This is a genomic window from Thermococcus sp. (genome assembly GCF_026991495.1).
Classification (GTDB): domain Archaea; phylum Methanobacteriota_B; class Thermococci; order Thermococcales; family Thermococcaceae; genus Thermococcus.
The window spans coordinates 21,295-34,087 of sequence record NZ_JALXBJ010000012.1 but is presented as its reverse complement, the minus strand read 5'-3'; the positions used below and the strand labels follow the sequence as shown (position 1 = coordinate 34,087).

Annotated in this window: 14 protein-coding genes; 6 read left to right on the top strand and 8 right to left on the bottom strand. The window is 56.3% G+C overall.

All coding sequences use genetic code 11. The features are described 5' to 3' along the window. Positions 1–35: 35 nt before the first annotated feature. From MVB78_RS00875 to MVB78_RS00860, 4 genes are read right to left on the bottom strand one after another with little or no spacing between them, the layout of a single operon-like run. The gene (locus MVB78_RS00875; RefSeq protein WP_297486825.1) at positions 36–899 is read right to left on the bottom strand and encodes an alpha/beta fold hydrolase; all 864 of its coding nucleotides are present in this window, start codon (positions 897–899) and stop codon (positions 36–38) included. Then, positions 896–1,114, bottom strand: a complete 219-nt coding sequence (locus MVB78_RS00870) for a HepT-like ribonuclease domain-containing protein (RefSeq protein WP_297486823.1) — start codon at positions 1,112–1,114, stop codon at positions 896–898. Before MVB78_RS00870 ends, MVB78_RS00875 begins: the two co-directional genes overlap by 4 nt. Next, the gene (locus tag MVB78_RS00865) at positions 1,111–1,413 is read right to left on the bottom strand and encodes a nucleotidyltransferase family protein (RefSeq protein ID WP_297486821.1); all 303 of its coding nucleotides are present in this window, start codon (positions 1,411–1,413) and stop codon (positions 1,111–1,113) included. The genes MVB78_RS00870 and MVB78_RS00865 overlap by 4 nt, the downstream gene beginning before the upstream one ends. Positions 1,414–1,439: 26 nt before the next feature. Beyond that, positions 1,440–2,756 carry an MFS transporter gene (locus MVB78_RS00860; protein ID WP_297486819.1) on the bottom strand — a complete coding sequence of 439 codons (1,317 nt, stop codon included), beginning with the start codon at positions 2,754–2,756 and terminating at the stop codon, positions 1,440–1,442. Between the two features lie 91 nt (positions 2,757–2,847). On the opposite strand from MVB78_RS00860, the gene MVB78_RS00855 reads away from it, so the two are divergent. From MVB78_RS00855 to MVB78_RS00830, 6 genes are all read left to right on the top strand, one after another. Next, positions 2,848–3,639: a glycerophosphodiester phosphodiesterase family protein gene (locus MVB78_RS00855; RefSeq protein ID WP_297486817.1), complete on the top strand. Its 792-nt coding sequence runs from the start codon at positions 2,848–2,850 to the stop codon at positions 3,637–3,639. After that, positions 3,584–4,324 (top strand): glycerophosphodiester phosphodiesterase family protein, encoded by a 741-nt coding sequence (locus MVB78_RS00850; protein ID WP_297486946.1) that lies wholly within the window; start codon positions 3,584–3,586, stop codon positions 4,322–4,324. The genes MVB78_RS00855 and MVB78_RS00850 overlap by 56 nt, the downstream gene beginning before the upstream one ends. A 50-nt stretch (positions 4,325–4,374) precedes the next feature. Then, a complete protein-coding gene (glpK, locus tag MVB78_RS00845) occupies positions 4,375–5,856 on the top strand; it encodes a glycerol kinase GlpK (protein WP_297486815.1) in 1,482 nt (493 codons plus the stop codon). 180 nt (positions 5,857–6,036) lie between these two features. Beyond that, positions 6,037–7,527 (top strand): NAD(P)/FAD-dependent oxidoreductase, encoded by a 1,491-nt coding sequence (locus tag MVB78_RS00840; RefSeq protein ID WP_297486812.1) that lies wholly within the window; start codon positions 6,037–6,039, stop codon positions 7,525–7,527. After that, positions 7,527–8,789: an NAD(P)/FAD-dependent oxidoreductase gene (locus MVB78_RS00835; protein ID WP_297486943.1), complete on the top strand. Its 1,263-nt coding sequence runs from the start codon at positions 7,527–7,529 to the stop codon at positions 8,787–8,789. The genes MVB78_RS00840 and MVB78_RS00835 overlap by 1 nt, the downstream gene beginning before the upstream one ends. Further along, positions 8,786–9,136: a DUF1667 domain-containing protein gene (locus MVB78_RS00830; protein WP_297486809.1), complete on the top strand. Its 351-nt coding sequence runs from the start codon at positions 8,786–8,788 to the stop codon at positions 9,134–9,136. Before MVB78_RS00835 ends, MVB78_RS00830 begins: the two co-directional genes overlap by 4 nt. Before the next feature lie 4 nt (positions 9,137–9,140). Here the strand turns inward: MVB78_RS00830 and MVB78_RS00825 are convergent, their stop codons facing one another. The 4 genes from MVB78_RS00825 to MVB78_RS00810 all read right to left on the bottom strand — a co-directional run bounded on the left by MVB78_RS00825 (position 9,141) and on the right by MVB78_RS00810 (position 12,756). After that, positions 9,141–9,947 (bottom strand): hypothetical protein, encoded by an 807-nt coding sequence (locus MVB78_RS00825; RefSeq protein WP_297486806.1) that lies wholly within the window; start codon positions 9,945–9,947, stop codon positions 9,141–9,143. A gap of 199 nt (positions 9,948–10,146) precedes the next feature. Further along, positions 10,147–11,673, bottom strand: a complete 1,527-nt coding sequence (locus MVB78_RS00820) for a hypothetical protein (protein ID WP_297486803.1) — start codon at positions 11,671–11,673, stop codon at positions 10,147–10,149. A 120-nt stretch (positions 11,674–11,793) separates the two neighbouring features. Then, entirely contained in the window at positions 11,794–12,018 is a 225-nt protein-coding gene (locus MVB78_RS00815) for a hypothetical protein (RefSeq protein ID WP_297486801.1), read from the bottom strand. A 33-nt stretch (positions 12,019–12,051) separates the two neighbouring features. Continuing rightward, positions 12,052–12,756 (bottom strand): PrsW family glutamic-type intramembrane protease, encoded by a 705-nt coding sequence (locus MVB78_RS00810; protein ID WP_297486799.1) that lies wholly within the window; start codon positions 12,754–12,756, stop codon positions 12,052–12,054. Positions 12,757–12,793 lie beyond the last annotated feature (37 nt).

Here is a 12,793-nt window from a genome sequence, read left to right as displayed (position 1 = left end):
GGAACCTCCAAAAAAGATGAGGGCTCAAGTGCCCCTCAGAGGTATTTCCTGAAGAACTCTCCCACTTTGGCCTTCCATTCCTCAGGGTGGAGCTTGAGCGTCCTCACGTGGGGGGCATCAGTGACCCAGAGCTCGACGTCCGGGTTGACCCCCCTGTTTTTCTCGTAGAAGGCCCTAACCTCATCCACTTTAATGAGGGGGTCGCTGTCGCCCTGTATCAGGAGGAGCGGTTTTCTGACCTTATCGGCGTAGTCCATTACGTTGAGCTCTCTTGCACCGCTGACGAGCTTTGTGAGGGGCTTGACGAAGGTGTAGAGCCACTCCGGGAGGTTTGCAAAGTACTTCAGGCCCCTCGCCCCCGTCCTGTCCATGTCTATTGGGGGTGAATCGGCGACGCCGCAGCAGACCCCGTTTATCTCAGCGAGGGCCCTTATCGTCAGCACCGCGCCCATGGAGAAGCCAACGAGTCCTATCCTCTTCGCCCTCTCCGGGTGGTTCTCGACCAGCCACTCAACGGCCCCCCTAACGTCCTCGATTTCCCTATCGCCGACCGTCGTGTAGTTTCCCTCGCTCTTTCCGTGGGCACGGAAGTCGAAGGTCAGGACGTTGTAGCCCTCCTTCAGCAGGAACTCGGTGACGGGCTTCATGTAGACGTCGTCCCACCTGCTCCTCGTGTAGCCGTGGAGAGGTATAACCGTCTTCTCGCTCCCGTTGTCTATCCACCAGCCACTGAGCTTGAGCCCGTCCCCGCTCTCGAAGGTTACGTCCTCGTAGTCGAAGCCAAGATCTTTAGGCGTCCAGTCCCCTATAAAGCGCGGGGGCTTGACCATCTTGTAAGCGACGAAGATCACGAATAGGAAGAATAGCAAAACGAGGATTATCACGATCTGTGCAATCATCTCTCATCACCCTCCCCTTTGGGGATCTTCTTGAGCGCATCCTTCAGCGGAGGAAGATCCTTGACGACGGTTATCCAGACGGTTTTGGGGTTTACACCAAAATATCCATGAATCAGCCGGTCTCTCCTCCCGGCTATTGCCCTCCAGGGTATCTCGGGGTACTTTTCACGAACCTCTGGAGGCACGGCTTTTGCGGCTTGATCGCAGCGTCTCATATCCCCACTGCCTCCCTCTTCACGCTCTTCCACAGCTCCCGTCTTAGGGAGTCCTGGGGGATGACGTCCACTTCAATCCCGAGCAGGTCTGAGAGGTAAACCTGGAGCATCGAAATCGTCAATAACCCCGCAGGTTTTTCGAACTCGACGAGAAGGTCGAGGTCGCCGTCTTTTCCCTGCTCTCCTCGGGCATAGGACCCGAAAATCTCAATGGTGCGAACGCCGTACTTCGATTTTAGTTCGTCCATGTGCTCCCGGAGGATTTCCCTTATCTCTTTAAGGATTCTCACCTTCTTCACCCAAAGAAATTGTGGGGGAGAGATATTTAACCCTTCTCAACGTCGAGGTGCTTCATGCTCCATATCAGGGGGAGGGCGATTATTATGAAGAGGGCACCCACTGGGAAGAGGATCCTGTAGTTGAAGTTGGCCTCGGTGAAGCTTGCCCCGCCGGTCAAGTAGACTATGATGCCGCCGGTTATTGCCGCGATGAAGACCGGGAAGGATTTTGCGGCCTCAAAGACGCCGTAGTAGATGCCGTTGAGCTCCTCGCGCTGGTACTTGCTGAGCATGTCGCCGACCACGGGCCATGAGGTCGCCACGAAGATGCCCCATCCTATGCCCCCCAGTCCAATGAGGACCATCATCTGGCCGAAGGTGTGGACGAACCAGCCAATGAGGAAGGGCACGAGGAACACCACGCCCCCGACGAGTATTGACTTCCTCCTCCCGATCCTGTCGTAGAGGGGCCCGCCGGTGACCGCACCTATGAGAACGGTAACGTTGAAGAGGGCCATGAGGACGTTGCCGGCTGCCGTGACCTTCTCGGTGTTGAGGACCGACCTGAGGATACCGAACATGAAGACGGCTATGAATTCAAAGCTCAGCCAGAACAGTATCTGAACTAGGTAGAAGTTGGTGAACTCCCTGTCCCTGAAGATCTCCCCTAAATAGCTCCAGAGGCTTATCTCAGCCTGAGCCGCCGGTTTCTCTGGCTCCTTTATGTAGAAGTATATGTACGCCGCCGAGATGAGGAGCATGAGGCCGACGACTATGAAGGGTATCACGAGGTAGTTGGCCTCTATCATTGCCTCTATCTGATCCCCTGCTTTGGGGTACAGGTGTGAGGCCTTGGCGGCGAGGAAGGCTATCGAGCCGAAGAGGACGAGGTTGCCCATCCACTCGAATAGCGTTATTACCCCGCTGGCAGTCCCCCTGGCACCGCTGTGAACCACCTCTGGAAGGAGGGCGCGGTAGAGCGGTGAGTAGAAGTACAGCGAGAAGAAGAAGAACGCCAACGCGAGTGCAAAGACCACTATGCTGGCGTGGGCTATGTAGACGGTGTATATGGTGGCGGTCGCCAAAGCGCCGAGGATGCCGCCGACGAGTATCAGGGGCTTTCTCTTGCCGTGCTTTGAGCTGTGAACGTCGCTGTAGTAGCCGGAGAGTATGGGGACTATGCTTCCTATGAGACCCTGAAGGGACAGGATGGTTCCGATGATCAGGGGGGAGTAGGTGTAGGAGTGCTCTATCAGTTTAAAGGAGTACCCCTTGTTCAGCGCCCAGCCGGTGCTCATGCTGAAGCCCAAGAACGCGAGGCCCAAGATAACGCTCCATTTAAACCTCTTCTCATCGTTGGACACAGGGATCACCCCACGGTATAAATTATAGCATAACAGGTTTGGGCGGGGAAGCTTTTAAGGGTTTTCAGCCCATCTTTGGGCGGCAGGGGAGATGCCACCTATGGACAGTGAAAAACTTTTCATACTCGGTCACAGGGGCTTTAGGGGAGAACTTGAGAACACGATTCCGGCTTTTCGAAGGGCGCTGAGGTACGCAGACGGAGTGGAGTTCGACGTCAGGATGACTGCTGACGGAAAGCTCGTCGTCCACCACGATGAGGGCTTTCGCTCAGGTGGCAGAACCTACCGGCTTAGGAACCTCACCCTCGCGGAGCTCAGGCGGCTTCACCCCCTCGGGAAGATGATACCCACCGTTGACGGCGTTGTGAGGAGCTTTCCAAGTGCTGTCTTTGACGTGGACGTTAAGGAAGCGGAAACGTCTGAGGGGGTAGTAAGAACTCTCGAACGGGCTGGGGCTGTTGAACGGGCCATTTTCTCGGCGGATTCACCTGAGATAATCCTCTCCCTTCTCCGTGAGTGCCCAGACTGCAGGGTGGGCTTCTCCATAGTCGGCTACTCTTCCATTCCCTGGATCCCGAGACTTAAGGGCTTGCACTCCCTCCACGTACCCATCGACGCTGTCTCCTATATAGGCTACAACGCCGTGGTCTCGCTCATGAGAGTCCTCCGAAAGCGCGGGCTTCGGATCTACCTCTGGAACTACGAGATGGACGAGCTTTCGTGGGTTCCGAGGTTCCTCCCCTTCGTCGACGCCGTAATCTCCGACGACCCGGCGAGGCTAAGAAAGGTTTTTTACGGCGAGCGAGAAGGTCACTACGGTGATCTGCATGGGAGGCAAGATCTTGGTGCTCGGTCACAGGGGGTACTCAGCCAAATACCCTGAGAACACCCTCTTGGCCTTCAAAAAGGCCATCGAGGCAGGAGCCGATGGAGTCGAGCTCGACGTCTGGCTCACGAAGGACGGGGAAGTCGTTGTAATCCACGACGAGACCGTTGACAGGACGAGCAACGGGAGCGGTAGAGTCAAGGAGATGACCTTGGAAGAGCTTAAAGGGCTCGACTTCGGAAACGGGGAGAGGATACCAACTTTGGAGGAGGTCTTTGAGGCCCTTCCCAGGGAGGCAATCATAAACGTCGAGATTAAGGACGCGGATGCCGTCGAGAGAACTGCTGAGATAGTAAGGGCCCACAGCCCGGAGAGGGTTGTAGTTTCATCGTTCCATCTCGATGCCCTTGAAAAGTACAGAAAGCTCGACCCGGAAACGAGGATAGGAATACTCATCGACCGCGAGGAGACGATAGCAAAACTGCCGGAGCTGATGCCCAGGGTAAGCCCCTGGTCAATCAACGCGCCGATAGACGCTTTAGCCATCCTCGGCGTCGAGAAGACCGTTGGGGCCCTCCAGATGGTCAAGAAAGCTGGCTTAAAGGTTCTCCTCTGGCCACTCAACGAGGAGCTCTACTACCAGAACGACAACCTCATCAGGCTGGGCGGGCTCTTCGATGGGGTTATAGCCAACGACGTCGAGAGGATGATCAGCTACCTCAGTTCCCTTGGTCTCAGGTGAGACCGAATCCCTAATATATCCTCCCGCCTTTCTTAATTCTTGGTGGTGGCATGGAGAAGTTCGTACTCTCACTCGACGAGGGGACTACCTCAGCTCGGGCGATACTCTTCGACAGGGAGAGCAACGTCCTCGGACTCGGTCAGTACGAGTTTCCGCAGCACTATCCAAAGCCCGGCTGGGTGGAGCACGACCCGGAGGAGATATGGGAGGCGCAGCTGAGGGCGATAAGGACGGCCATTGAGAGGGCAAAGATTGAGCCGGCGCAGATAACCGCCATGGGCGTTACCAACCAGCGCGAGACGACGATAGTCTGGGACAAAAGCGGAAGGCCGCTCTACAACGCCATAGTCTGGCAGTGCAGGAGGACGGCTGAGATGGTGGAGGAGGTAAAGCGCGAGTACGGAAGCCTCATCAAGGAGAAGACCGGTCTCGTGCCCGATGCATACTTTTCCGCGAGCAAGCTCAAGTGGCTCCTCGACAACGTGCCCGGCCTGAGGGAGAAAGCTGAGAGGGGTGAGGCCCTCTTCGGGACGGTGGATACCTTCCTAATCTACCGCCTCACCGGTGAGCACGTCACCGACTACTCCAACGCCTCCAGGACGATGCTCTTCAACATCAAAAAGCTGGAGTGGGACGACGAGCTACTTGAGCTCTTCGACATTCCGGAGGGCGTTCTCCCTGAGGTGAGGGAGTCGAGCGAGGTCTACGGCTACACGAAGAGGGGCGTAATCGGTGCCGAAATCCCGGTGGGCGGAGACGCCGGCGACCAGCAGGCCGCGCTCTTCGGACAGGCGGCTTTCGAGACTGGAATGGTGAAGGCAACCTACGGGACCGGGAGCTTCATCCTCGCAAACACAGGGAAGACCGTCCGCTATTCCGACAACCTGCTCACAACTATTGCATGGGGCCTCAACGGGAAGGTCACCTACGCCCTCGAAGGGAGCGTTTTCGTAACAGGCGCCGCGGTTCAGTGGCTCAGGGACGGAATAAGGATAATCAAACACGCCTCCGAAACGGAAGGGCTCGCAAGAAAGCTGAGGAGCAACGAGGGGGTTTACTTCGTGCCGGCCTTCGTCGGCCTCGGGGCACCCTACTGGGATCAGTTCGCGCGCGGGCTGATAATCGGCATAACGCGCGGAACGGGCAGGGAGCACCTCGCCAGGGCCACCCTCGAGGCCATAGCATACCTTACGCGCGACGTTATCGAGGAGATGGAGAAACTCGTTGGCATAAAGGAGCTCCGCGTTGATGGCGGTGCAACCTCAAACGATTTCCTGATGCAGTTCCAGGCGGACGTACTGAAGAGGCGCGTCGTCAGGCCCGTGGTTAAGGAAACAACTGCTTTGGGGGCCGCCTACTTGGCCGGCCTTGCCGTTGGCTACTGGGAAAGCTTGGCGGAGATAAAGGAGCTCTGGAGGGCGGAGAAAGTCTTTGAGCCGAAGATGGACGATGAGACAAGGGAGAAGCTCTACCGCGGGTGGAAGGAAGCTGTGAGGAGGGCCATGGGCTGGGCGAAGGTGGTTGGCCGCTGATTCCCACTTCATGCTCCTTCATTTTCATAGTTCACCTATGTGCATTTGTTAGATGTTCAGGGCTGTCCTGCCTTTTTATGTCTAAAACCGTTCTCTCGCTCCTTTTAGACCAAACTAAAGGTTAAAGAAAGCTTTAAAACATGCAAAGCCCTTTCTAATACTCAGTTTGGGGTGGTAACGATGAAGAGAAAGGTCGCCGTAATAGGCGCTGGAATAAGCGGGGCAAGCATAGCGCGGGTTCTCAGTAAATACGGGAACCTGGAGGTTCATCTCATCGAGAGGGCCCCCGATGTGGGCTGGGGCGTGAGCAAGGCCAACACAGCTTTGATCCACGGTGGCTACGACGACGACCCGGACAAGTACCCGACGAGGGCGAGGCTCTGCATAAGAGGGAACCGGCTCTGGCACCGCTGGGTCAAGGAGCTCCAGATAGCCCACGTCTGGAACGGAGCTTTAATAGTGGCAACCAGGGAGGAAGACTTTGACGAGCTGGAGAAGCTTTTGGAGCGCGGGAGAAGGAACGGCGTTCCGGAGATGAGGATCGTTGAGGGGGACGAGCTCTTCCACCTTGAGCCCGGCCTCACGAGGGAAGCTCTTGGAGCACTCTGGGTTCCCATAGTCGGCCAGATAGCGCCGATTCCAGCGGTTATAGCGCTCGTCGAGAACGCCGTAGCGAACGGCGTAAAGACCCACCTTGAAACCGAGGTTAGGGGAATTAAGGTCGAGAACGGCGAGGTTAAAGGTGTTGAAACCAACAACGGCTTCATAGAGGCAGATGTGGTAATCAACGCAGCCGGCCTCTACGCGGACGAGATAGCGAGGATGGCGGGAATAGACTACTTCGAGATCCGCCCGAGGAAAGGAGAGTACTGGATCTTTGACGACGACGTTCCCGGCCCGAGAAGGGTTCTCTTTCCAACCCCGACCCCGATAAGCAAGGGAATCGTCGTTACGACCGAGGTGAGTGGGCACCTCATGATAGGACCGAACGCTCAAGACTTACCCCCGGAAGAGAAGGACAACTTAGCAACAACAAAGGAGGGCCTTGAGGGGGTCTGGGAGGGGGCAAAGAAGCTCTGGCCACAGCTACCTCCGAGGAGCAAGGTGATAAGAACCTTTGCCGGCTTAAGGCCAGAACCGACCGGCGGAGACTTCATCATAAAGGCGGAAGAAGGGGTCTGGGGGTTCATAAACGTCGCCGGAATACGCTCCCCGGGACTCACGAGCGCCCCTGCCATAGCCTACGAGGTTGCAGAGATAATCCAGCGCGACCTCGGTATTAAGCTGGTCGAGAAGTCCAACTGGAACCCATACAGGAGGGAGATAACCCACTTCTTCATGCTACCGCCCGAGAAGGCGAACGAGCTCGTAAAGCGGAACCCGACCTACGGAAAGATAGTCTGCAGGTGCAACAGCGTCAGCGAGGGGGACATCTTAGAGGCCATTGAGAGGATGAAGTTCATAGGCGTTAAGACGCCGAGCGTCGATTCCGTGAAGTTCAGGACGAAAGCTACCACCGGAACATGTCAGGGGAGCTTCTGCAGGCCGAGGATAGTCCAGCTTTTAGCGAGGGAATACGGCGTCGAGCCATGGAAGGTCACGCTGAAGGGCAGGGGAAGCGAGATTGGAATAGGCGATGTGAAGGCTCTCCTGAGGGGGGATGAGGCATGATGAAGCCCTTCCCGGAGGTTCCAATGCTGAGTTACGACGTGGTCGTCATCGGGGGCGGACCGGCGGGCATGGCCTCGGCAATAAAAGCGAAGGAGCTCGGTTTGAAAGTTCTCCTGCTCGATGAGAACGACTACCTCGGGGGTATTTTACCGCAGTGCATCCATCCGGGCTTTGGGATACACTACTTCAGGGAAGAGCTCACCGGGCCGGAGTTCGCAGCAAGGCTGGCGAAGAGGCTCGTTGAGCTCGGCGTCGAATACAGAACCTCGGCGAGGGTTCTCGAAATCAGGAACTACTCCGACCTCGAAAAGTTCGTGCTCTTCACGTCTCCAAGTGGGATCTATGGGGTCTGGGCGAAGGCAGTAATCTACGCGGCTGGAGCCCGCGAAAGGCACGCCTTCGAGATCGGAATCGTGGGCGATAGGGTTTCGGGAATCTACACCGCGGGAGAGGCGCAGACGCTCATGGACATCTACGGCGTTCTGCCCGGGAAAGAGATAGTCATAGTCGGCTCCGGCGACGTCGGCCTGATAATGGCGCGCCGTTTTGCCCTTGAGGGGGCGAAGGTGAAGGCCGTGATAGAGCTCATGCCCTATCCAGGCGGTTTGGCGAGGAACGTCATGATACTCCGCGATTTCAACATTCCGCTCTACCTGAGCCACAAGGTAGTGGAAGTCAGGGGAAAGGGAAGGGTGGAGCGCGTTAAGGTTGTCAGGGTCGACGAAAACCTGAAAGAAATCCCGGGAAGCGAGTTCTGGATCGAGGCAGACACGCTCGTAATCTCGGCGGGCTTGGTTCCCGCAGTGAAGAAGCTGAAGAAGATTGGCGTTGAAATAGACCCTGCAACCGCTGGTCCAGTGGTCAACGACAGGCTTGAGACGAGCGTCCCTGGGATATTCGTTGCAGGAAACTCACTCGTTATCAACGACCTCGTTGATTACGTTGCCGAGCAGGGTGAGCTTGCCGCCGAAGGAGCTAAAGAGTTCATAGAGAACGGTGGGATCGAGAGCAGGAAGTGGATAAAGGTCGAGACGGGCGAAAACGTCCGCCTCGTAGTTCCTCACTACCTGAGCGGTGAAAGAGACGTCCACCTCTACCTCCGCGTTTCGAAACCTATGGAAGACGTTGAGCTGAGGATTCCCGAGATAGGCAAGAGACTCAAGCTCCCGGTCGTCAAGCCGGCCGAGATGATAAGGCTCAAGCTGAAGGCAGAGGAGATCAGAAACGCCGAGAAGCTCACAGTGGAGGTGGTGAGGCCATGAAGGAGATCTACCGCTTCACCTGCATCGTCTGCCCGCTCGGCTGTTCAATTGAGGTCGAGGTTGAGGACGGAAAAGTCCTTGAGGTCAGGGGGCACACCTGTCCGCGCGGTGAGGAGTGGGCCGTCCAGGAGGTCATAAGTCCGAAGAGGGTCGTGATGACGGTCATTCCGGTCGAGAACGGGGCACTGCCGACTGTGAGCGTGAAAACAGCTGAGCCGATCCCAAAGGAGAAGATACCTGAGCTGATGAGGTTCTTGGCGGAGATAAAGATAAAGGCGCCTGTAAATATCGGCGACGTCGTTGCCGAGTGGGACGGGGTAAAGATAGTGGCGACGAGGGGCGCTTAGCCCCTCACTCAAATATTTCCTCAAAGTCCTTTGCGCTTTCTATTCCCTTGGGCGCCTTGATTTCAACGGGCTTGTTGATGTCCGAGAGGGAAACCTTCTCGTGTACTGTCATGAAGAGGGCGTCCTTGCCCCCGTTGAGGCCCTTCCCCGTTATGACGAGCTTCATGTAAGTCTCGATGGAAGTCGGCGTCCCGTCATCCCTGAAGTGGACTTCTACCCAGCCCGACTTCGTGGTGACGTTCACAATCCTCTCGCCGTTGACGTCCCAGAGCTTCTCTAAGTATCCCGTCTGGTTGGTGGCGTTCGCGAACTCCCAGAAAGTAACGTTTACCCTGAAGGCGTAGCCGTTGGAGAGCTTCTCTATGGTGACGTCCTTCTCCTTGAGGAGGTCGTTGATGTAGTTCAGGTTGAGAGAGGCCCTGATCCGGGAGTAGAGGTCGTTGGCATGGGAGACGTTGTACCACCTCCCGTCCACCCTGAAGTAGGCCCTGGAGCCGTTGATGAAGTAGGGCCAGTTCATGCCGATGTCAAAGCCCATCATGTGGGTCTTTATGCTCATGTTGCCCTCTTCGAGCCCGGCTGTGGTGTTGAAGAGGCCGATGAGCTGCCCCGATACCGTAATGTTAACCGTTCTGTTGGTCTTTGGGTCGGGGAAGTGCATTCTTATCGAGAACTCATCATTATAGTGGGCCGTTTCTATGTTCTGGAGGGCGTTGAGGACCTTTTCCTTGGTGAGGCCGACCTGATTCCCTATGCATCCGCTTGCAAGTACCACGATGCCGACGAAGAGCAACGCCAGCAGCTTCCTCACTTTTCCACCTCCGGCGTCATGAACTCCCGGCAGCCCTTTAAATACTTTTCCCCTTCAAATTTTGCGTACGATTTGTTGAAGTTTGCAAAAGATGAAAAAGTAACCGTTGATAAGCACTCAAAGGCCCCACCTAAAATTCCAACCCAATAGAGTCTCTCGATTCTGGCTTTGGCATCGTGAAAAGAAAAAGGCGAAAAGCTCACCCGGACGGCCTTGGGAGCTTCACCTTGGCGTTGACGTCCCAGAACCTTCCCAGCAGATCATAGCTGACCGAGAGCTCTGTGAGCCCCGTCTGTACCGTGTAGACCTTGTAGGAGGCGTGAATTCTGTAGGAAATGGGGAGGAGGTTCTTTGTAAAGTTGGCGTCAATATAACCCTCAAAGCCGGAGATGCCTGTGTTTCCTGTCCCAATCTGTATCTGTATCGCACCCACCGTTGTCTTGCCGGAGTAGGGGTTGAAGGGGAGGAAGGTCATTGAGGTGTTCGTCAGGTTCATGTGGATCCTGTACCCGCTCCCCGTCTTCTCAAGGGTGAAGTTTGAATGGAGGAGCACGGCAGTCAGGATGCTCTGGCCCAGGTGGGGGTACCTGAGGTATCCTCTCTCCAGCGGGCTTAGGTTTTCAATGCTCACCTCTAAGGATGGAAGGAACGAAACTCCGGAAACGACTTTGAGGATTCCGTTCTCATCGTAGATCGTGTAGTTCATTGCCTTCATTTCGCCCAGTACGGGGTTGTGGATGGAAGCAAGGACGCGCGAGACGGAGCCGTTGCCGTTTACCCAGCTTGAGACCCTGACTGAGCACACAGTGTTAATGGTTTCGTTTGTCAGGAGAGTAGCCGTCCCGTTCGTCAAAAGATAGCTGCCCAAGCCCTGGGAGTAGGTCACGTTTAGGGTGAGCTCTGACCTGTAGGATCTCATGCCCTCCAGCTGGGCCAGGAGCCTCTCCCTATTGAGGAGCAGTTTAAGGCCCTTCGGCTGGGTTATCCTCACGGGTTCGTTTACCTTCGTGAGCTTGAGGGACTCGTCCGCCGTCATGTTCAGGGAAAAGCCTCCCCGTGAGGCCGAAAGGCTTAAGTGCTCCCTGATCAGGTAGGGGGTTCCGTTCTCGGTCAGGTTGACCTCGATCCATCCTCCCACCAGCTTTGCACTCATTCCCATTGGCTTGATCCAGGAGGCATTGGTTAAGTACCCGGTGGTAACGTTCATGCGGAAGTAGTAGCCCTTCCCGTTCTTCTCTATCTTCACGCTCTTGTTTTTCAGAAGATCCTCGATGTACTGGAGCTCCAGTAGAATGTTGCTCCCGCCGGTGACCCCGGTGCCGAGGCTGATCTTCTCGTTTCCTTCCAAAGCGCTGACGTTGGCCTTCTGCCATCCGTCCGGGAGCTTCAGGTAAAGCCTGCTCCCGTTGAGGAAGTAGGGCATGGAGGAGCTCAGGTTTACCCCGGGGGGTGTTGCGCGCACGTTGAAGCTGATGTTGCCCACTGAAAGCCCCCTGGTCCTGTCGAACAGCCCCCGCATCCTTATAACCCCACTCTCCCTTCCGCTGAGGTTAAAATTGGGGTAGCTGTAGGAGGCGTTTATGAAGACCGAGGCTGAGTACTCGCCGGTTTTGAGGTTGTGGATGGCCTTCAGGACTTTGTCCTGCGACAGGCTGGTTCCGCTTCCGACGCAGCCCCCGGCTAGGACTACAGAGAGGATCAGCAGGGCAGCCACGAGACGCCTCATGTTATCATCCTCCATGTTTTCCGTGAATACTTCTGGGAGGGCACTTAAATATTTTTCCTGTTCATATTTTGAATACGATCTTTTGTCGTACGCAAAAATTGAAGGGGAGCCTCGATGGAGTCAGGTGCCTGCCAGCGAGTCCAGCTTCTGGAGGAATATCCTGATGTCAGTCCTGAAGGGTTCCCCAGCTCCCCTGCCGATCTCCTCAATCCTAAGGCGCAGTTCCTCGACGTCGGAGACGGCTTTCAGCAGGGGCATGATCTCCTCCCTGAGCCTGTCGTAGTACTCCACGTAGGGTCTGGCCTCAAAGAGCGCTTCCTCAACGAGCTCCCTCAGATCGTCCACGCGATCACCCCCGCAGCTTTCCCAAGGCTCACCTCACCACCCCCACCTGAAGACGTAGTAGAGGCGCTTCTTTATATCCTCCTCGATGCCGAGAAGGGTGAGGTAGCGGAGGATGGCGAGGTTCATGAGCAGGAGGAAGATCAGGATCACGTTGTAAGCAGGAACTGCCATGCTCAGGAAGGCGAAGTAGTCCCAGAGGAAGTGGAGGAACATTGCCGTTGTGAGGAAGCCCCAGATGCCCTCAGCCCTGCCCTCAGACATCAGTCCGTAGCCGACCCCGACTATGGCCGTCCAGGTTGCATGGGCGAGGGGGGTTAGAAAGGCCCTCAGCACGGTCGTCTCTAAGCCGTAGCCGAGACCGTAGAGGAGGTTCTCGGTGGCCGCGAATCCAAGTCCCGCGGCGACGCCGTACACCACACCGTCCATTATCCCGTCCATCTGGCCCCTCCTGAAGGGCAGGAGTATAGCGAGGGCCTTTGATGGTTCCTCCACAGTTCCCGCCACGAAGGCCATCCAGGTTATGCTCCCTGGGAACAGAAGCGCCATTCCCCCCCACTTCGGGGTCAGAACGCTCTCAATGATGAGCGCTATCCCCACCGAGAGCGTTGCACCCAGTATGAAGGTTCCTATCACGTACCTCCTCGGCTCGGGCTCCAGCCTGTCCTGATGGTAGAAGTACCACAGGATGATGAGGGCCGGGACGTAGGCGAAGAAGACTATCGCGGCCAGTACGTTCATGCCACCACCTTACACCCTTTTCCCCGACCCCTTTTAA

What these genes read in the sequence shown, in the direction of transcription:
- MVB78_RS00875 (WP_297486825.1), bottom strand. Translation starts at nt 899, where the DNA reads ATGATTGCACAGATCGTGATAATCCTCGTTTTGCTATTCTTCCTATTC.
- MVB78_RS00870 (WP_297486823.1), bottom strand. Translation starts at nt 1,114, where the DNA reads ATGAGACGCTGCGATCAAGCCGCAAAAGCCGTGCCTCCAGAGGTTCGT.
- MVB78_RS00855 (WP_297486817.1), top strand. Translation starts at nt 2,848, where the DNA reads ATGCCACCTATGGACAGTGAAAAACTTTTCATACTCGGTCACAGGGGC.
- MVB78_RS00850 (WP_297486946.1), top strand. Translation starts at nt 3,584, where the DNA reads ATGGGAGGCAAGATCTTGGTGCTCGGTCACAGGGGGTACTCAGCCAAA.
- glpK (WP_297486815.1), top strand. Translation starts at nt 4,375, where the DNA reads ATGGAGAAGTTCGTACTCTCACTCGACGAGGGGACTACCTCAGCTCGG.
- MVB78_RS00840 (WP_297486812.1), top strand. Translation starts at nt 6,037, where the DNA reads ATGAAGAGAAAGGTCGCCGTAATAGGCGCTGGAATAAGCGGGGCAAGC.
- MVB78_RS00835 (WP_297486943.1), top strand. Translation starts at nt 7,527, where the DNA reads ATGAAGCCCTTCCCGGAGGTTCCAATGCTGAGTTACGACGTGGTCGTC.
- MVB78_RS00830 (WP_297486809.1), top strand. Translation starts at nt 8,786, where the DNA reads ATGAAGGAGATCTACCGCTTCACCTGCATCGTCTGCCCGCTCGGCTGT.
- MVB78_RS00820 (WP_297486803.1), bottom strand. Translation starts at nt 11,673, where the DNA reads ATGAGGCGTCTCGTGGCTGCCCTGCTGATCCTCTCTGTAGTCCTAGCC.
- MVB78_RS00810 (WP_297486799.1), bottom strand. Translation starts at nt 12,756, where the DNA reads ATGAACGTACTGGCCGCGATAGTCTTCTTCGCCTACGTCCCGGCCCTC.